This window comes from Citrobacter sp. RHBSTW-01013 (genome assembly GCF_013781985.1).
Taxonomy (GTDB): domain Bacteria; phylum Pseudomonadota; class Gammaproteobacteria; order Enterobacterales; family Enterobacteriaceae; genus Citrobacter; species Citrobacter braakii.
In genome coordinates this window covers 1,227,306-1,248,350 of sequence record NZ_CP056185.1, presented here as the reverse complement: position 1 = coordinate 1,248,350, position 21,045 = coordinate 1,227,306, and the positions used below count along the sequence as shown (strand labels likewise).

Here is a 21,045-nt window from a genome sequence, read left to right as displayed (position 1 = left end):
GTGTTGTTGAACAGAGCGCCCCGAAGGACGATTTTTGAGATTATTTCAGGAGGAAATGGCCAGACTGACATGCGCCAGTCTGGCTGAACTTGCCCGGTAGAATCAGCTTAGAAGTTCCATTTCACACCTACCATCGCAGCGCTGTCGTTATACCCTTTGTCGCCAGCCTGAACCCCGATATTGCCCCACAGATTAAGACGAGGACTCACCTGTCCCTCCACACCCACTTTTACCTCGGCAATATTTTTCGCTCCATCCTGGCGCACATTCACGCCATCCATGGTCGTACTGAAATCGCGTGAATTGTGCAGCCAGTTCAGCTCGGCAAACGGCTGGAATTCACGCTCTTTAGCGTTATCCATCTGGTGATGGCTCTTAATCCAGGTTTTCAGGCCCAGTCTGGTCTGCACATTACCATTACCGTTGCTGGTGATACGGGTACCGTTACTTTCACGATGGTCGTTCGCCTTCACTCCCATCCAGACTGCCTGCGCCTGAGGTTGTATGTACCATTCGTTCAGCGTTCCGTGACTGCCGGCAAACTCGCCCATTTTTTGGGCATATCCCATTTCCAGCGAAGCGCTAACCCCTTTCGATTTGTACGATTCGCCTTGCAGGTCATCGCCTTTAACATTGTTATCAAACCAGCTGTACTGAGCCCAGCTGTCCAGCCAGGCGCCGTTATGCGACGCATCATTGGCATACCACGTGGCATAAACACCGGTGCTGTAGCCATTCACTGAGCCTTTTGAACGATAGCCCGTGCGTGAAGACTGGGTATTGCTGTGATCGTTACCGTAGCCCGCCATCACGCCAAGGTGCCAGCGATCAAGCCCATTCTGGCTCCATTGCGCAATGTCGCCCCCCAGTTGCAATACGTAACGGTTGCTCTGGGTTTTCAACTGGCCGCTACCGTCACGCCAGTTGTTGTGCCCACCGACGTGGCGCATCCACATGCTGGTGACTTTCTGCTCGCCGGTGAGGGCATCGATATACTGCGTTTCGCCCAGACGATCGTGCAAACGGGTGACGAACATGTTGTTGGCTGCCGCCAGGTTAGCCGTGTAGCTGCCGCCTTCCGGACGCAGATCTTTATCGGGATCTGGATCCGGGTTTGGCTGCGGATCGGGGTTGGTTTTACCGCTGGTCAGATACCAGTTGCCGCTGTTTTCATCCTGACCACGTCCAAGGCTGTAGTCATATGCCCCCGCCACAATACGGCCAGCCTGAATAAACTCACCGTCCGATACGCCATCAACATGGATAACTTCGATACCATCAATCGTTGCGGCACCTTTCCCACCGGCGTTAGTGACGCTGACAGAAGTAGTGCCACTGGTATCACCTTTCACCACCAGCTTATCCGTAACGGAATTGTCATCCCCCAGCGCGGTGTTTAAGGAAAGATGACCATCATTACCCGTGTAATTGCCATTGACCACCAGTTGATTACCGGCCTGCTGACCATTCACACCGGTTGCGAGGATACCGCTGTTAACCAGGTCTCCCTCTACAGTGAACAGGAGGTTGTCACCGGTCCCGGTACCCACCTGCAGCACACCGGCGTTATTCACATTACCTGCGACGCCCCCTACACCCGAGAGCATCCCCGCCGTAGCTATGTTGACCTCGGTACTGGCAAGCGTGACGGGAGATGTGCCGTCACCCAGAACCAGGCCGCCCTGCTCAATATCCGTTTTCCCCGTCCAGGCGGCGTTATCACCGACAGTAATGGATCCAGCTCCCAGCTTGGTCACGTCGCCGCTACCATAAACGTCGTTATTAAGCTGCCAGTCGGTATGACTGTCCAGCACCAGTGAACCGCTATTGCGCACCTCTGCGCTGCCCAGATTTTCTGCGGTGAACGCGGTGAGCCGGGAATCCGCATCAATAGCAAATTGTCCCGTAAAGGCACTATTATTGCCCACCAGCGCGACATCGCTTTCGGTAAGTTCAATCCGTCCGGCATCGCTGATGCTGTTGTAAAGTACACCTGCCGCCTTATTCATCGTCAGCGTTCCCGCCGCCACAATATCGCCCGTGCCGAGACCCAGCGTCGTGTTCATCAGCACGCGCGCACCTTCTGCAATGGTCGTTTTTGCCGTCAGCGTGCTGTTTTCACCGGTGATGGTCAGCGTATCGCCATTGATGTTTAGCGCGCCGCTTCCGGTCAATATTCCATCGGCTGTTCCGCCCTGCTCCAGGGTCAGGCTACCGCCATTGATGTTCAGCAGTGAGTCAGCCCCCGCCGTCAGCTTACCGACAGTCTGGCTATGACCATTCATGTCAAAACCGGTATCGGCGGCCAGACGTAGTTCACCGGTCTGTCCCAGAACATTATCGTTTTTCATCAGCAGGTTGCCGCTGCGCACATCGGTGATACCGGTGTAATCGTTATCCATATTCGATAGCGATACCGTCTGGCCTTTGGCGCTGTCAAACGCCAGATCGCCACTGCCAGTCACGCGAGCGCTCAGATCTGCGGCATTACCGGTTTTTCCGTTCGCATCCAGGACCAGTGCATTGTCTCCGGAAGCGAGCAGTTCGACTTGTGTCAGACCATAGCTAATGTACAGTCCATCATCGTTATCCCCTCCGGTGAGGCGATAATCATAGGTTCCATTCGCAACAATCTCGCCATTTTGGCTGATACCGGCTTCAACCCCATCGCTGATGATATTGCCATTGCTATCGGTCAGCGTCAGATTGCCCGCACCGCCGGTGACGGAAGAATCAGATGTTGCCAGTTGAATCAGGGACTGCGCATCGTCCTGCTCAAGAAGTGATAGCGTGGTATCAGCCAGCGGACGATCGTTTGTAATCGTGCCGGTATCAACCTGCACGGTTCCGCGTCCGGAGAGATCCATCGCGCCAGCATGAATTGTTCCTTCGGAACTGCTCTGCCCCGGCGTCACCCCGTCAAAGCTGATGGTGCCGCCGTTAAACGCCAGGCCTCCGATATTTTGCTCACCGGACCCCACGTGGGTGACGTTCCCCTCGCCTACATTTAATGTTGCCTGGCTCAGCGCCTGAGTGTTTAATCCAGCCAGCTCAAAAGTGCTGTTCGTCAGCGCCAGCGTACCGTTGAATCCATCTGCCGCATTGTTGCTGGTAAAATCAAACGCATTACCGCTGGCATCAACGGCGACAGTTCCGGTTCCCGCCAGATGGCTATTAAAAGCCAGCGCAGCGTCAGAATTCAGCGACAAGGTGCTGGTCGTATCAATGTTGTAACCCGTACCGGTCGCATCGTTTTGGTTATCACCCAACGCAAAATCAACATTATTAACGGTAAATACTGAACCAGCAGTGAGATCGATATGCTCCATGCCGGTAATAGCATCGGCGTGATTGAGGATGTACTGTGCGTTATTCAACTGAAGTGTATCCTCCCCATCACCACCATTGAGGCTGGTAAACAGTGAGGTTTCTGTCTCTTTGACATCTTTCAGTAGGTACAGATCGTTACCACTGCCCGTCTTGATGTCGGTTGCGGTACTGCCAGACTCCAGCGTAACGGTGTTATCACCGCTCATCAGGTTAACCTGACCAACAATGCTGGCACCCGCCGCGTTAGTAAACGCGATGCCTGCCCCCGAGAGCATTTCTACCGCTTTTTGCGACGCATCCAGCGCTTTAATAACGCCTTTATTGATAAACGTTTCCAGGGAACCGTTATCAACATTCACCACCGCGTGGCTGGTCGATTTCGATGTCAACTCACCAGCCTGTTCAACATTTTTGGTCGTGCCACCGACAATCAACGCTTCACCACCGTTAACGTCGAGTACGTTAACGCTGACGCCCGTTTTCAGGTCGGTTGACGCATTGGTGACGATCCCTTTACCCGCAGCCTGCTCAACATTGATAACCAGATCGCGCGAGTCAGACATATCCAGCGTTTGATTCGTTTCGCTGCCGTCGATATTTTCAAACAGGATCCCCGTACCGCTCCCCGTAACATTAATCGTTCCGGAGTTGGTCTGCGCCAGGGATGCTCCGGTATGAATACCGATTCCATTCCCCACACTGATAGTTGTATCTTTTAGCTGGATACCCGCAATGTTGGCGACGTTTTCAATCGCGCTTCCTTTACCCGTACTGTCCATCGTGATGATGGCTCCATCGACCAGCAGACCTTTCGCACCGGCGGCCAACAAGATACCGTGCGCGTCTCCCGATGCTTTGGTTTCTCCCGAACCCGTCAAACTTAATGACGCATCATCGCCCACGAGATAGGCTGCGGTGCCATCCGTCGCGGTAACCGTCGCATTGTTGTTCACAACGGAATCAGCGCCTTCGATGCTGACCGCCACGCCATTAACCTTGATATCGCCGTCGTTATTCAACGTACCACCGGAAACCAGCACGCCTGTGCTACCCGCCTGGTCAAAGTCGATGCTGCCTTTATGGTTGAGCGTACCGCCGTTGCGGGCGATGTAGCCGAAAGCACCATCCGCCGTATTACTGGTATTCAGCGTGGCGTAACTGGTCAGGGTTGAGTCACCTTTCTGATTTTCATCGACATTCCCGGACAAGTCATAATAATTACCGTCCACAATCCCGGCGGTGGTGTCTTTACCGGAAAGTTTCACGATCACCGCGTCTTTGGTGATAACCCCATCCGCTCCGCCTTCAACCCGAATCCCGGTCGCGCCGTCACCCGTGATACTCAGCGATTGCGAGCCGGAATCAAAATGGCTCCCCGTCCCGGTCACCTGCAGAATAGTGCTGTCGGTGCCTGATGCCGTCATTGTCGTACCAGACGACCCGCTGCCATCAAAAGTCGCACCACCTTCTATGCGATATAATGTTGACCCTTCAGTCGAGACATCTTGCGTATTGGTAGAGGAGGCGTTTACTTTTGAACCTTCACCATAAATAAAATAGCCAATCTGGTTTTTGCCACTGGTAAATGAGACTTTGCCTGTATCGGTAATATCGATAACACCGCCGTCACGAACGTGCAGACCAATGGCGTTATCAGCAGCAAGATTCACACTCCCACTCATCGTAAGTTGAGACCCGGTCCCCTCGACCCAGGCACCAATATTTTTTAATGTATTATCCGTGGTACTACCATTGGTGATATTTATCGTGCCCGAATGAAGCGCCTGACTCCCTCCCTGCAGTTCAATACCGCTGGCGCTGTACCCATTGAGGTTAATCGTGCCGCTGTTTACCAGCCCTTTTGCACCGTTAATCCCCATCAGGCCAATATTTTGCGCTGAGCCGATGCCATTGATGTCAATGACGCCGTCCTGGGTAACGTTGATTGCACCAGGAGACGCACTGCCGTTTGCCTGAATGGCAACAGCATTCTCGACTTTTTCTCCGATCGTGATGTTCCCGGTGTTATTGATGGTTCCACTCTTCACAAACATACCAATGGCCGGAAGAGTGACCTGGACTTCTCTGGTCGCCTCATCTTTTACCGCTTGTGCAGAGCGTCCGATGTAGAGCGTCCCGTTATTAGTAGCCACTGCATTACGTTGAACAAACACGCCGTAGGTATAGACACCATCGGAAGATTTCGCAGGCTCACCTCCGGTGGCAATATTCATTACTCCGTTATTAATAAAGGTCGCCGTGTCATTCATCAGCACGCCATAGGCGTTATAGATATCCTGATGCGAGGCAAGGTTGATGACGCCGTCGTTCTTTACCTTTGTCGTCCCGGTCGCGAGAATCCCGGTATGGGCGCCAACCCACGCATTTTTCACATCAAGACTGGTACCCGCATCAATAATTCCATTGTTATTTACGATGCTATCACGCGCTGAAACGACATAATCACCACCGGCTGCACCGGCGGCAACCCCCAGTGTGCCGTTGTTATTGAGGGTGGCTCCGTCGGTCAGCGTCACCACGGAGGTATCGCTAAAAACCGCCTGAATATTGGCATCAGCAGAAATATTGACGACAGAGCGCGCACCGGAAGCTTTAATAAAACTGTTCACATCACGATTCGCAGCCTGCAACACCGCATCGCCATCCGGGATATTGGTGTCGAAGTGAATGTTTTTCTGTTCCGTGGAATAGGCTTTATGAAGCTCAGCTTCGTAGTCCGTGGGCGAAAGTTGCCCAGCCTCTACGGCTTTCACCAGAGCATCATTGTAGTTTTTTAAATCATCAAGATTATTAACCGTATACTCGCCAAGCGCGCTGGAGAAGGTGCCGTTATAGGTTGCGGTATCAAAGTTATAATCTTTACCGGTATTTTTCGCGACATTACCAATGCTACCGCTTTGTACGATGGTTTTGGCGTTGTAATTCAGTACCGCGTCTTTAGTGTCACTGGCGCTGCTCTCAACGTTATAAACTCCAGAGACCTTGGTGACAGCATTGAAGATATTTGCCGAGTTTGATGCCCAGCCGCTTTCCGTTGAACCAACATTCACATCAAGCGTGCCGCCTGATGTCACTGTCGCCAGCTTCATATTCACATACTGCCCATCACCGACGCTGACCCCCAGATAAGTCGTCAGATCGCCAACGCTGGTAGAGGCAAAATTATCGCTGTCATACACCTGGACTGTACGCGAAGCCCCGGTGATGGGGTCAACGTATTGAATGCTGTGGGTACGACCACCTAAAGTCGTCTGCGTCAGATTTATATTTTCACTACCTGACGAAATATAACCATTATCCATTGCCTGCTGAATAGTCATCGTTTTAAAGCCCGATGCACCAGAGGCGATGCTGCCATATCCTTTAGTACCGGTGATAATATTCATGGTTTCACCGTCACCGACAACAAGTTGCCCTGCGCCATTAGCGTTAGTCGACGGTAAGTAATCAGGCAAGACGTAGTCAGCGGCAAAAGCATATATTGAATGCGTAGCCAGTACGGCACCTATTATACTTAGCGCAATTCTTGAAATATTAAATTTATGCGTTCCAGATTCAATGCGGGCAGAACTATTGGTTTCCACAGAAGCACCACAACGTTTTGCCAGTTCAGAAACAACAACCGCGCAAGAGTGCGAAACACTCCATACCACTTTAAAAATCTTGTTCATCATTACCATTCCGAATAATTCCACGAATACCCTTCCTGGGAAAAATTCGTGGTCACATAGCATTATGGGATGCTCATAATTACCCAGCGGTCAGATACCTCTTCTCTGGAGTTTTTTCCGCTGAAACATTGAGCGATCTGTACATGACGAATGGTATTACCGCATCAACAACCAATCTATTTATACTGATAAATTTGCAATTTATAGATGTTTTATCTAAAAAGATAAGTGATTATAGTTTTAAGTATCGATGTCATCACAGGAACACATAAGCAACTGTTAATGAATTGCATAAACAATGTAATATGACGACCTAATTTTCTACACAATAAACAAACATTTCAAATTAAATAAAACGCATATTAATTTATTTCATACCCCGTAAAAAACATTTATAATCACAGCTCTTAAACAACAAACAACTTATAAGAGAAATCTTATTGCATGGGTTATATTGAAAAACATAACCCATTTGAGTTACTTAAATTATAACTGCGAGAAACAGGGATTTCAGTCAGTCGAAAACACACCTCGCGATAAGCAAGTTCCGCGGCATCTGTACCGCCAGGGGTTGAATGTAATAAGTAAAAAATATCAAAGCCTTTCTAATTATTGTTTAAGACGCTTGATACCATACTATTTTTAGATTATTTTACTTAAGTAACTTTTCGTTTACTCATTATAAAAATGCCACTTACTAAAGTTACTGACAATTTGTAAATCAACCAGAGACTCAGAACTACGCAGTTCTCAAACCGGCGAATGATTATAATGGTCTATCTGAAAATAGTAGCACTCTTATAATTTAATCAGCGTGAAGTAGGCATTTATACTTAAAATGAACAATTTCATAGTTTTTTATGCCAGAGGGGATATTTTACAATGCTCAAATGCCCCCCTCATCCTGCATCGGCCCTGTCACCTCTCACGATACTGTAGTGAAGAAGAAATACCACTATGGTTTATAATTACGTAATACCCTGTTAATGATGAAAAAATGAAATATCTAATTAACAATGAAGTTACATTTAGGACTGATGATGGCGTTTTGGCGAGTCTGAGTCCGTCGGACAACTCACTCACCCTGTCTATTACCGCAAACAGGATCTTCACCTATCTCCTCGAGCAGGAAGGGAAAGTAGTCTCGAGAGAAGAGATGTTTACGAATGTCTGGGACAAAAATGGTCTGCAAGCCTCAAACAACTCATTAAGCCAGTATATTTCTTTGATTCGTAAAGGATTACAGGAGCTCGGTTGTGAACACGAGATCATTCAAACCGTACCACGGGTCGGCTTTTTCATCGCTGAAGGATTGGTAACCACCATAGAGGAATCGCCTTTGGTTTCCGCGGCGTCCCTCACTCCCGCAAAAGCCACACCTTCCCTGTCAAAACGCGTAAAAATGATGCTGCTTGCAGCTGGGGGGGTCTCGTTATTCATGCTTCTTTACCCAGTCAACACATTGTTTAACAGCACTCAAAACAACCTTCCCGTCGTGCAGTTGTATAAACTTGGCAATATCGATCTCTGTCCGGTCTATACCGTTTTTGAAAGCTCACGAGAAGTGGCAACTGCGAAACTTGAAAAAGCCAAAAAAATGGCTGATTTACACCTGAAGTGTCTGGCTGGCGCATTGTTTATTTTCCAGCCTGACGATCTGTACGTCTACGGCGAAAAAGGTCGCATATTTTTATCCCGCTGTACTTTCAATAATGCAGAAAAAACAAAGTTTGCTGGATGCAAGGACCTTTATATCCATGAATACTAAATATAAAACCAAGATATTACTTGCAGGAGCGGCCGTTCTGGTCGCTGTCAGCGCCTTGTTAAGCGCGAATGGAATCACCCTCATTCCAGTCAATCAGGGAATAAGCGTGCATTGCGTCTCCACACTTTCACTACCCGAACTGCCCGGGGGTGGGAAATACGATGGTAGCCTGATGATCCAGTTGCAAACAGATAACACTGGCGTCATTGATTTCTCAGGGATTATTACCACAACCCCACTGGCAGACAACCGCCCAGGACGTCGCCTTATCCTGCAACGCTCCGTCAGTTTTAATTATCGGATAAAAGATAAAGGCGTCGTTTTTCTGCAAGACGTGAAAATGAGTAAACACAGTCTGGATAACGTGTCGGATGAGATGTTTATCCATAATATCTATGACCCGTTCACACCCAGTAAGCGTGCGCAAATATATAAAATTGATAATGCCTACCTGTTAGGCAATACCTTTTCGCCAACGAACGTCTGCGTTAGTAAATCGTAGTAATAAGCCGTAATCCAGGATTGCCTACCCGCCTGGCTAAACCAGAGCAGGGCACGGTAACGCATTGGCCCTGACTCCACGTGTGGCGACAGTAAATCGCTTTCCCTGTCGCCACACACTTTCGCCCTTATCCAGCGACCAGATAAAATACAGCCTGTTATTACCATAAGCTACAATAATATTAATTTTAGATAATCAACGGCACGTTTGCTGACAATAATGAGCAAAGGGTTATTATTGGCCTGTCTTTTTTTAGCAGGAAAGTAAAATGAAAAAAACAAAAGGGTTGATAATTGTTGCCCTTGCTTTCACCCTGGCGTCATGTGCTTCAATTCCTGAGAATATCAAAGGTAATAATCAACCAGATATACAAAAAAACTTTATCTCCGTGCATAACCAACCGGGATTATATACCGGTCAGCAGGCCCGCTTTGGGGGTAAAGTCATCAATGTGATTAACACCAAAACGGATACATTACTGGAAATCGCCGTTCTGCCACTGAACAACTATGCTAAACCGCAAATAGACGCGAGCTATCAGGGGCGCATTCTTACCCAGCAGAAAGGTTTTCTCGATCCGGTAAACTACAGAAACCATTTCGTTACTATTTTGGGGACAATTCAAGGAGATGAACCAGGATTCATCAACAAAGTCCCGTACAACTTTGTTAAAGTTGATTTACAAGGTATTCAGGTTTGGCATTTAACGGAGTCAGTCAACACTACCTATAATATGTGGGATTACGGCTATGGCGCGTTCTGGCCTGAACCCATGTGGGGCGCCCCCTATTACGCTAATACAGTAACTCAGGTAACTCCGGAGCTAGTGAAATAATCTCTGTAGTAAGATGGCGCGAATATATACCGGAGTCGGGTACTGACAAACGCCCAGCACATCACCCCGCGTTGACCTTATTGCGCCATCCTGCTTTATGAGATCCTTCGCTTAGCACGCATTCTTCCTGTTACATATAATTTTACCCGCTAACACTTGAGCGAAAAAATGGGCTTTAGCCATCTCATGCCTGAGCATCTTTTGTTATTTACCGATAACTCTTCCACCCTGCCTGTAATAAAAGAACATTGGTGTTTACGATTTATTCAGGGATTACTATGAACAGAAAATGCTTACTGTTGATACCATTATTTTTTAGTAGCGTCATCATCACCGCCTGCGATAATAAACCTGCAGTAAAAACCACCGCGATGGAGCCCGAGGTCGGCGTTGTTACCTTAGAGCCCTCTTCAGTGAATATTAAAAGTGAACTTCCAGGTCGCGCGGTTTCATTCGAGATCGCCGAAATCCGCCCTCAGGTTGGTGGGATCATCATAAAACGCAACTTTATTGAAGGTGATAAAGTCAGCAAAGGAGAGTCACTGTATCAAATAGATCCTGCCCCGCTGCAGGCACGACTGGATTCAGCCAAAGGCGCGCTGGCAAAGGCACTGGCGACGGCCAATAATGTGCGTCTGACATTAAATCGGCAGTCAGCATTAATAAAATCCAATTACGTCAGCCGCCAGGACTACGACACGACACGCTCACAGCTTAATGAAGCAGAAGCCAATGTCGCCGTCGCCAAAGCGGATCTTGAGCAGGCCACCATCAACCTTCGTTACGCTAATGTCACCTCACCGATTGATGGCATCAGCGGTAAATCCTCCGTAACCGTGGGTGCCCTGGTCACCGCAAATCAGGAAAACGCGCTGGTCACCGTTCAGCGGCTGGATCCGATTTATGTTGATTTAACACAGTCAGTACAAGATTTCTTACGCCTGAAAGAAGAGAAAGCCAACGGCAAAATTGCCCAGCAACAAGGCAAAATTCCTGTTGAGCTGATGCTGGAAAACGGCAAACCCTATCGCCATACCGGTACGCTTGAGTTTTCCGATCCCGCCGTCGATGAGACCACCGGATCGGTGACTTTGCGCGCCGTGTTCCCCAATCCTGAAGGTGAAATTTTACCCGGCATGTATGTCACGGCGTTGCTGGACGAAGGCAGCCAGCAGAATGTTTTGATGGTCCCCCAACAAGGGATTACGCATAACGAACAAGGAAAAGCCACCGCGCTGATCCTTGACCAGCAAAACGTGGTGCAACTGCGCGAAATAAACGCCGTGAAGGCCGTTGGCAATCAATGGCTGGTGACCGCAGGATTACGCCCCGGCGATCGGGTCATTGTGTCCGGATTACAAAGAATTCGTCCGGGAATCAAAGCCCGGGTCCTCCCTTCAAAACTGACCACTCCTGACGCGGGAACTGAACAGTAATATTTCAGGTATTAAGGACACTTTCTTCATGGCCAACTTTTTTATTGAGCGCCCGGTTTTCGCCTGGGTGCTCGCCATTATCATGATGTTTACGGGCGGTATCGCGATAATGAACCTGCCGATCGCCCAGTATCCACAAATTGCTCCCCCAACCATTACCATCAGCGCTGCCTACCCAGGGGCAGACGCAAAGACCGTTGAAGACTCCGTGACTCAGGTGATTGAACAGAACATGAATGGTCTTGATGGCCTGATGTATATGTCATCCACCAGCGATGCGGCAGGTAATGCGTCGATTATCCTGACCTTCAAAACGGGCACGTCACCCGATATTGCGCAGGTTCAGGTACAGAATAAACTGCAGCTGGCGATGCCTTCTTTACCGCAGGAAGTACAGCAGCAAGGGATCAGTGTTGATAAATCCAGCAGCAATATTTTGATGGTCGCCGGCTTTATCTCTGATAATAACAGCCTGAGCCAATATGATATTGCCGACTATGTGGCCTCGAACATTAAAGACCCAATAAGCCGCACTGCCGGGGTGGGGAGCGTACAGTTATTCGGTTCGCAATACGCCATGCGTATCTGGCTGGATCCGCAAAAGCTCGACAAGTATAACCTCACACCTCAGGACGTCATTACCCAGCTCAAAGTTCAGAACAATCAGATATCGGGTGGGCAGTTGGGAGGTATGCCTCAGTCAGCCGATCAGCAGCTAAATGCGTCGATAATCGTCCAGACGCGCCTGCAAACTACCGATGAATTTGGCAAGATCTTCCTTAAAGTTCAGCAAGATGGCTCCCAGGTTCTGCTGCGCGATGTCGCGCGAATTGAGCTGGGTGCGGAAAATTATGCAACGGTTGCACGTTACAACGGCAAACCCGCCGCCGGGATTGCAATTAAACTTGCCGCTGGCGCGAATGCCCTGGAAACATCCCAGGCAGTCAAACAGGAGCTGAACAGATTATCGGCCTGGTTTCCGGCCAGCATGAAAACCGTTTATCCCTATGACACCACTCCGTTTATCGAAATTTCGATTCAGGGGGTTTTTCATACTTTGATCGAGGCAATCATTCTGGTATTCCTCGTCATGTATCTGTTTTTGCAAAGTTTCCGCGCGACGCTTATCCCCACAATCGCCGTTCCGGTAGTTATCCTTGGCACCTTTGCGATACTCGACGTCGCGGGTTTTTCGATTAATACGCTCACGATGTTTGGCATGGTGCTGGCGATAGGGTTGTTAGTCGATGATGCCATCGTGGTGGTTGAGAACGTAGAACGCATTATTGCCGAAGAACACTTGTCACCAAAAGCGGCTACCCACAAAGCGATGGGCCAGTTGCAAAGAGCGCTGGTCGGTATTGCCGTTGTGTTATCCGCCGTATTTATGCCGATGGCATTTATGAGCGGAGCAACCGGTGAAATTTTCCGTCAGTTTTCTATCACCTTAATCTCCTCTATGCTGCTGTCGGTGTTTGTGGCGATGAGCCTGACGCCAGCACTCTGCGCCATGCTGTTGAAATCCCACGAGGGAGAAAAAGCAAACACACATTTTCTGTTTACCCGTTTCAATCACTTTATGGAGAAATGTACTCAGCACTACACGGATAGCACCCGTAAACTGCTACGTTGCACAGGCCGTTATATGGTCGTGTACTTAGTGATTGGCGCGGGCATGATTGTGCTGTTTCTACGTACCCCGACCTCCTTTTTGCCTGAAGAAGACCAGGGGGTGTTCATGACCACCGCGCAATTGCCTTCGGGCTCGACGATGGTGAACACCAGCAAAGTGCTCGGGGAAATAACGGATTACTACCTGACGAAAGAACAGAAAAATGTCGCTTCGGTTTTCACCGTAGGCGGATTTGGTTTCAGCGGCCAGGGGCAAAACAACGGTCTGGCGTTTATCAGCCTGAAACCGTGGTCAGAACGCGTTGGTGAAGAAAACTCAGTTACCGCCATTATTCGACGGGCGATGATGGCCTTAAGCACCATCAATAATGCCGTCGTTTATCCGTTTAATTTACCCGCTGTTGCAGAACTGGGAACGGCTTCAGGTTTTGACATGGAGCTGCTGGATAACGGTAACCTTGGGCATGAAAAAATGATGCAGGCCCGAAACGAGCTTCTGGCGCTGGCCAACCAGTCGTCCGGTGAGGTCGACGGGGTGCGCCCGAATGGTCTGGAAGATACACCGATGTTCCGCATTCATGTTAACGCCACGAAGGCGGAAGCCATGGGCGTTGCATTATCGGATATCAATCAGACCATCTCCACGGCGTTCGGTAGTCGCTATGTCAATGATTTCCTGAATCAGGGACGCGTTAAAAAAGTGTATGTCCAGGCCGATACGCCGTTCCGTATGTTGCCGGATAATATTAATCACTGGTACGTACGTAATGCCTCCGGCGCTATGACGCCGCTTTCGGCCTACTCATCCACCGAATGGACCTACGGTTCTCCCCGCCTTGAACGCTACAACGGTCAGCCTGCAATGGAAATTCTGGGCCAGCCGGTCGAAGGGAAAAGCAGCGGCGATGCGATGAAATTTATGGCATCGCTGATAAACAAACTGCCCGCGGGCGTCGGCTATGCCTGGACCGGTCTGTCTTATCAGGAGGCGCTGTCCACAAACCAGGCACCAATGCTGTACGGCATTTCGCTGATCGTCGTATTTCTGGCACTGGCGGCACTGTATGAAAGCTGGTCGATACCGTTCTCGGTAATGCTGGTTGTGCCAATCGGGGTGGTCGGCGCTTTGCTGGCGACCGACTTGCGCGGCCTGAGCAATGATGTTTACTTCCAGGTAGGCCTGCTCACCACCATGGGGCTCTCGGCTAAAAACGCCATTCTGATCGTCGAGTTCGCCGTCGAGATCATGCAAAAGGAAGGAAAAACGCCGCTTGAAGCCGCAGTAGAGGCCGCGCAAATGCGCTTACGCCCTATTTTGATGACGTCACTGGCCTTTATCTTAGGGGTAATCCCTCTGGCAATAAGCAACGGCGCGGGCTCTGGCGCGCAAAATGCCGTCGGTACGGGTGTTATTGGTGGGATGCTGGCCGCAACAGTGCTGGCGATCTACTTTGTTCCGCTGTTCTTTGTTCTCGTAGAAAACATGCTGGCGCGATTCAAAACACGGCGCTGATTCCCTGCCCTCGTACGTGATTATCCCTGGGATAAGTTTATTAAATCCCAGGGATTCTCAATGCTCTCTCAGAGAAAGGGTTCCGTTCACCTTAAGTTCTTCATTTCATTACAGCGACGATACTGTGACTACGTTAAGAGTGGCATTCTCCATCACACTTGAGTCCCTCTGCTCTGCGGGTAATCAATGCCCGGTGGCGCTTCGCTTATCAGGTCTACGGTTGTTAGCGGGCCCTGTTATCCAGCGAATTTCTCGTGGATAGCAGGGTAAACATTACGGGGATTTTTTCTTGTAGGGTAACAACTAAGGTAGGTACAGAGGTTGTCAATTCTGACTCATGCCAGGCTATCAAAACGGGTAATCAATAGTTCAGACCGGAGCCCTTCCGATTTACGGCCAGCTCGCCCAATTTAGTATCAGGGTGTCGATGACACATTTTAATCATCTTCGGTACAGCGACAGTTTCCACCTCGTGCAGGGGAACATAATCATCGCCTTTAAAATCCGAATTTTTATTAACAATCACAAAGGCAATTGCTGTCATGTATTGCCGACTCATATCAACGAATTCTTTACAGGTCATATCTTGTGGCGCCGCTTCCGTTGCCTGTGTAGCAAAAGCACGGCTCATCGGCGCCAAAACAGAGGTCATAAGAATAGCTGCAGAGACAATCAATTTAATATTCACAATGCACTCCAGAAGTAGCATTAATTTTTATCGGCGAGTTTTTCAGTTTGTACCAACGACGCATTTCTGCGCAGACTGATAAAAGCCAAAGAACTAAAGATCATCTCAACGCCTATAAAGATGGAGGTAAATACATAAGAACGGTCGGGATCCATATTCAGCCACACGGCTGCAATAAGCAGGTCAAAAATACCGATAAAAATATTCCATCCATAGCCCGGACTGCGGAACATTTTGACGCCGGAAGCAACACGAAAAATCCCGCCAAGAATAAACAGGCAACAAAAAACCATTGCCAATGAATTCATACCTATCACAGGATTTTCGAGGAAACAGTATCCTAGCAGCAACCATGCGATAGCAAAAAAGGCATAGGTAAATTTGGCTTTCAACTGCTTTTTACCCGAGGAAAACAGGCTGTAAATAGAATAGAAGCCGCACACCAGGAACATAAAACCTGTTGCATAGCTTAAGTAAACACCTGCAGCGATTGGATAGATTAAGCAGCAGATGCCACAAACCAACAACAGCACGGCCATGATTGTGGCGTGTCTTTTATAATGAAATAGTGTTTTTTCATTAAATTCTTTCAGGCTACGCTGATTAAAAACAAACATACATCCTCCGTTACATAGAAACGCAATGCAACCTACTAATAAAAGAGTAATATTCACTTAATACATATCACTTACAATTGGATGATAAGACTTTCACTCCGAATTCGTATATAAGAATAAAGGAATGTCATTATCCGTATAATCCTACATGTGTCAGACGTCTGACATCTGTAAGATTAAACGCTCATTATTCTATCCTGGCTCTGATTCCACTCTTCGAAGTTATTTAATATGCTTATTTCGTTTGGTGAGATATACCAAATTTATTCAGGAGAAAGTAATGAAAAAGATTATTCTTGCAGGTCTGCTTGCAACCATGATGGGCTCAGCCCCGGTACTGGCAGCTACCACTACCACGCCGGCACAAACTGCTACCGCCAATGTACAAAAAGAAGCTGCCGATATTATGCAGGTCGCAGTACAAGGTGCAAACGCGATGCGTGATATTCAGCTTGCCCGTCTGGCCCTGTTTCATGGACAGCCTGACAGTGCTAAAAAGTTAACCGATGACGCCGCTTCCCTGCTTGCGGGTGACAGCCACGACTGGGCGAAATTTGTAAAAGCTGCGCCTAAAGCCAAGATGATTGACGATCAGTACGTGATTATTAACGCTACGATTGCGCTGTCAGAAGACTATATTGCCACCCCAGCTAAAGAATCCGCTATCAATACAGCGAATGGCAAAATGGCTAAAGGCGACTGGAAAGGTGCTGTGGATACCTTGCAACTGGCGGGTATCAGCGTGCTTCAGACCCAATACCTGATGCCCCTGAATCAGACGCGTAAAGCCGTTGCCAGCGCTCAAAAACTGCTGTCTTCAGGTAAATACTATGAAGCAAACCTTGTGTTAAAGGGTGCTGAAGAAGGCATTGTGATCGATAGCGAGATGCTGGGCGCAGGCCAGTAATACTCAGCACTACGGAGTGTTGAACCAGGACTTTCTCTCCTGATCGGGTTGCTACGGCAACCCGATCAGGGGGGTTAATGGCTAATCAAACTGTTAATCTCAATCTCAATTTCCCGCATGACGGCAACAATCTTCTGTAATGCTTCCTGGCGTACTGCCAGAGGAAGATCGTCATGTCGCATCGATTCAAAAGGTTCGCATAGCGTCTGAAGAGCAGTAATGCCCAGAATTTGCGCCGAACCATGCAACCGGTGAAGGGCTCGTAAAAACAGCTGGGGTTCGTCTTGCTCAACGGCTTTCTCGGCCGCCTGTAAATCGCTAAACGTTGCCTCGCGGAATGTTTCGAGTATCTCGTTCATTAATGCGCGATCGCCGCCGGTATTTTCCGTCAAGACATTGAATTTCAGATGCCGGATTGCACAAGGAGACGAATAACCGGTTTCGATTTTGCTTAATTCATGCGTCAGTGTCTGAATCGACACGGGCTTAAACAGACACAAATTCATGCCGTTTTGCAGACACCTGTCACGTGACTGTGGGAGCGCGCTGGCCGTCAGTCCCCATATTTGTAAATGAGGCTGCTGACGACGTAACGAAGCCGCAAGATCAAACCCGTCCTTCTTCGGCATATTCACATCGGTTATCAACAGGTCGTATGATTTTTTAGCCAGTTTGGCTTCGGCTTCCTCACCATCACACGCTTCATCCACGCTGTAACCAATGGCGTTCAACTGTCGCTTAAGCAACAGGCGATTGGTCGGGTTGTCATCTGCTATCAAAATAGACAGACACGGCAGCGGCAACAGCGCCCCCGGCGTGTTGCTATCCGGTACAACTGACTGGCGGGCTGTCTCAACCGGCAGCGTTATGGTAAACGTGGTTCCTTGCGCCGGGACGCTCATCAGCTCCAGCGTACCGCCCATCAGCGTCACCAGCTCTTTGCAGATAAATAATCCCAGACCAGACCCCGTTTGTTGACGCCCACAGCGCCCCTGAGCGTAGCGACGAAACAGCCCGGCCTGCTCCTCTTCGCTAATCCCGCAACCGGTGTCGCTAATGGCGATGGTCAGGGTACCGTGATTCTCCCCGTCAGGTGTTAAACGGGCTGTCACATGAATGCTACCCTGCTCGGTAAACTTGAGCGCATTGCCCACCAGGTTGGTGAGAATTTGCCGCAAAGCTTGTTGATCGACAAACACCCGCTCGTTTGCCGGCAACTGACTTACGCAAGCAAGCGTAACGCCTTTCTGTCTGGCTAAGGCATCAAAAGAGTGACACTGCAATTCAATGAGCTGCGAGAGATCCGTCCATTGAGGAACAACCTGATATTTACCAGACTCAATCTTATCAACGTCCAGAATCTTACCGATCAGCCCAAGCAATGACTGGGCTGTCGCTGCTGTAAGAGCAATCGCCTCTTTTCGTTGTGCCGGGCTGAGTTCTGAGCTCGACAGTAATTCCAGAAAGCCCACAATCGAGCTGACAGGGGTACGTAATTCATGGCTCATGCTCGCAAGAAAGCGACTTTTGGCCTTGGTTGCTTCAATCGCTTTATTTTTTTCAGTTTCCAGTTCTTGGGACAATGCCTCTTTGAGATGAAGCTGCTCTTCTAGCTGCCGCTGTGATTGTTTTCTTTTATTGACCTCACGGGAGAGTGAGATCCCCCAGATCAGGCTAATTGCTATCAGCAACAGCGCAAACACCACCAGTTGATAGAACTGTTTGCTATACCTACTCCAGAGATCGACCTGCGTATTAGAAATTTTCGACCACTTCTCCGTCATCTGCAAAATCTCACGCGGCGGTATCGCCTGCAGCGCTTTATCCATGACGGACTTCAACATGGGCTCGTGGGGAGAAACCGCAAAGCTCACCGACGCGCCAGGCATATCTGGTAGCCTAAAAAAGTGCATGTTTTTCTGGTAGTCATGATCGACCATGAACCTTGCCGACAATTCGGTAGCAATTGCCGCGTCAACCTTGCCATCCCTGAGCATAGTCATCGCGACGCTGCCAGTATCAGCATCCACCCAGGTGGCCTGCGGGTAGCGTTGTTTCAGGTCACTTTCCAAAACATGTCCGGCGGGCAACGCAATACGGATCGGTGTATTCAGTAACGAGTCGGCAGTTTCATCGCGGGAAGTGATAATCACAAACGCCACATTCATCAGCGGATCGCTAAAGGTCGAATTGTGCTGATTTTGATTTGTCAGGGTGATAGTGGGATACATATCCCATCGTTCGCCGCTTATTTGTTTGGTCTGTTCACTTTTGGTGTTGGCCAAAACCGGCTCAAAATCAATCCCCGTTTGCAGATGAATAATATTCAGCAAATCGCCAAGAATTCCACGTAACTCACCGCTGCGATCGACAAGCGTGTAAGGCGGATAATCTGGATTGATAAGAATGCGAATAGTATGTTTCTTCTTCAGCCACGCTTTTTCCTGATCGGTAAAAGGAATAGGCGCATTCAGAAAAGCAAGGTTACCGCGGTTCAGCCAGTTCTGCATGACCTGCATATGAATTTCATTACTGATTGACGTAATGAAACCATCAAGAATATTTCTTAATACCGGCTGGTCGTCCTTCACCACAAAATAATTATATTGCTCTTGTTTATCAAAGTAGTGCGTAATAACCAGTGATTGCGAAAAATATCGGGAGACACAATGACTGCTGGTGATATTGTTCCCAATATAATATTGGTTATCACCGTTCACTACCGATGCCATGGCCTGATACTCGTCGTCGAAAAATGAGACTTTAGCTTCAGGAAAAGCATCCTGGATAACATCAAGAAAAGGACAATCTCGCACACACGCGACGCTAACCGGATGCTCCGAGGTCAGCGGCAGCATAGTGTTTTTTAGCGAGGTCACAAGCGTCGGCCACGTCGTCAGTAATGCCGAAGTGCGCAATAAATGGCCGCCGACATCTTGTCGCCGGGACAGCTGAGTTATCAATGTATCTACATCGTTACTGGCAAGTGCGGTCAGCGCTTCTTGCTCATTATCATACTGCTTTATAACAATTTTTATATTGAGATTCTTTTGCATTAGCGCAAGATAATCCGCGTTGACGCCCCGATAATATTCACCGCTATTTTGATAAACAATGGGGGAGACTTCCGGTAACCAGGTGCCAACAACCAAGGTTTTTTTATGCGCTAACCAGTTTGTTTCTTCCCTGTTCAAGCCGATATGTTGTACTGAGGTATTATAGTTACTTTTTAGCTCAACTTGCCGGGCTGAGCTTACACCCGTAGAAAACCCGATGGTAAATATGACCATCAAAAAAATAAACAAGCGTTCCAGCATTACTCTATCCTATTTTATTTCTTTGCGCATAATCATAAATTTCCATTAATGACGAGCAATCTAACTTCTCCATCAAACGGCTTTTATAGGTGCTTACCGTTTTATTACTGATGTTCATTTTGCTGGCAATAGTGCTGTAATCCATACCGTTAAGAATATAACGCAACACTCTCATTTCTTGGGTCGACAACGTATCAAGCTTATCCTGTTCGCTGACAGATGAGCCAGTAAAATGCTCAAGGGAAAAGGGAAAATAGCTATACCCATTTTTTGCAGCTTCGATTGCTGCAAGAATATTATTCATACCCTCTTTTTTACTCACAAATCCGTTGGCACCGTATTCGGCGCTACGTTTGCCGTAAAAAAATTCATTTTTGGCTGAAATGATAATGATTACACCAGCATAGTGCCGCTTTCGCAGTTGCTCCAGCACTTCGATGCCGCTGATGCCCGGAATATCCACATCAATAATCAGTAGCTCCGGCTTAGTTTTCTCAACGGTTTGGACCACATGCTCTCCGCTGTCGAGCTCGGTGGTTACGGTAATACCATTAGTATCGAGTAAGTTGCGGATGGCTATGCGAGCTAATGGGTGATCATCAACGATTATCGCGTTCATTGCGTATAAGAATCCCGATAAATAAAGAGAGGCGATGGCTATCGAGCAGGTGAGCCTTAAGCATTATAATTTATAAAAATAAGGCGTTATCAGGTAAATCCTAACACATTCACACGTATATTTATTAGTTTTTTATAAAAACGAAGAATAAGGCATAAATGCAACACTGTATTTTACAAATTTTAAACC

General features: G+C 48.4%; 11 protein-coding genes. 6 read left to right on the top strand and 5 right to left on the bottom strand.

What is annotated here, in order from left to right; genetic code table 11:
- Positions 1–107: 107 nt before the first annotated feature.
- Positions 108–7,022, bottom strand: a complete 6,915-nt coding sequence (locus HV350_RS05995) for an autotransporter outer membrane beta-barrel domain-containing protein (RefSeq protein ID WP_249418038.1) — start codon at positions 7,020–7,022, stop codon at positions 108–110.
- A gap of 997 nt (positions 7,023–8,019) precedes the next feature.
- Between HV350_RS05995 and HV350_RS05990 the strand changes: the two genes are divergently transcribed.
- The 5 genes from HV350_RS05990 to HV350_RS05970 all read left to right on the top strand — a co-directional run bounded on the left by HV350_RS05990 (position 8,020) and on the right by HV350_RS05970 (position 14,708).
- Positions 8,020–8,790 carry a winged helix-turn-helix domain-containing protein gene (locus tag HV350_RS05990; RefSeq protein WP_047499516.1) on the top strand — a complete coding sequence of 257 codons (771 nt, stop codon included), beginning with the start codon at positions 8,020–8,022 and terminating at the stop codon, positions 8,788–8,790.
- Positions 8,780–9,292 (top strand): hypothetical protein, encoded by a 513-nt coding sequence (locus HV350_RS05985; protein WP_047414843.1) that lies wholly within the window; start codon positions 8,780–8,782, stop codon positions 9,290–9,292. The genes HV350_RS05990 and HV350_RS05985 overlap by 11 nt, the downstream gene beginning before the upstream one ends.
- A 268-nt stretch (positions 9,293–9,560) precedes the next feature.
- Positions 9,561–10,127: a Slp family lipoprotein gene (locus HV350_RS05980; RefSeq protein ID WP_181630007.1), complete on the top strand. Its 567-nt coding sequence runs from the start codon at positions 9,561–9,563 to the stop codon at positions 10,125–10,127.
- 278 nt (positions 10,128–10,405) lie between these two features.
- Complete coding sequence (locus HV350_RS05975; RefSeq protein ID WP_181630005.1) at positions 10,406–11,563, top strand: efflux RND transporter periplasmic adaptor subunit; 1,158 nt, start codon at positions 10,406–10,408, stop codon at positions 11,561–11,563.
- 28 nt (positions 11,564–11,591) lie between these two features.
- A complete protein-coding gene (locus HV350_RS05970) occupies positions 11,592–14,708 on the top strand; it encodes an efflux RND transporter permease subunit (protein WP_016154096.1) in 3,117 nt (1,038 codons plus the stop codon).
- A gap of 361 nt (positions 14,709–15,069) precedes the next feature.
- Here the strand turns inward: HV350_RS05970 and HV350_RS05965 are convergent, their stop codons facing one another.
- Both HV350_RS05965 and HV350_RS05960 read right to left on the bottom strand, forming a co-directional pair.
- Complete coding sequence (locus HV350_RS05965; RefSeq protein WP_225622952.1) at positions 15,070–15,360, bottom strand: HdeA/HdeB family chaperone; 291 nt, start codon at positions 15,358–15,360, stop codon at positions 15,070–15,072.
- A gap of 56 nt (positions 15,361–15,416) precedes the next feature.
- Positions 15,417–16,013 (bottom strand): DUF308 domain-containing protein, encoded by a 597-nt coding sequence (locus HV350_RS05960; protein WP_181630001.1) that lies wholly within the window; start codon positions 16,011–16,013, stop codon positions 15,417–15,419.
- A gap of 280 nt (positions 16,014–16,293) precedes the next feature.
- Between HV350_RS05960 and HV350_RS05955 the strand changes: the two genes are divergently transcribed.
- Positions 16,294–16,920 (top strand): YfdX family protein, encoded by a 627-nt coding sequence (locus HV350_RS05955; protein WP_016154099.1) that lies wholly within the window; start codon positions 16,294–16,296, stop codon positions 16,918–16,920.
- Positions 16,921–16,994: 74 nt separating this feature from the next.
- On the opposite strand, the gene HV350_RS05950 is transcribed toward HV350_RS05955, so the two are convergent.
- Positions 16,995–20,237 (bottom strand): transporter substrate-binding domain-containing protein, encoded by a 3,243-nt coding sequence (locus HV350_RS05950; protein ID WP_181629999.1) that lies wholly within the window; start codon positions 20,235–20,237, stop codon positions 16,995–16,997.
- 4 nt (positions 20,238–20,241) lie between these two features.
- The gene (gene evgA, locus HV350_RS05945; RefSeq protein ID WP_016157256.1) at positions 20,242–20,856 is read right to left on the bottom strand and encodes an acid-sensing system DNA-binding response regulator EvgA; all 615 of its coding nucleotides are present in this window, start codon (positions 20,854–20,856) and stop codon (positions 20,242–20,244) included.
- Positions 20,857–21,045 lie beyond the last annotated feature (189 nt).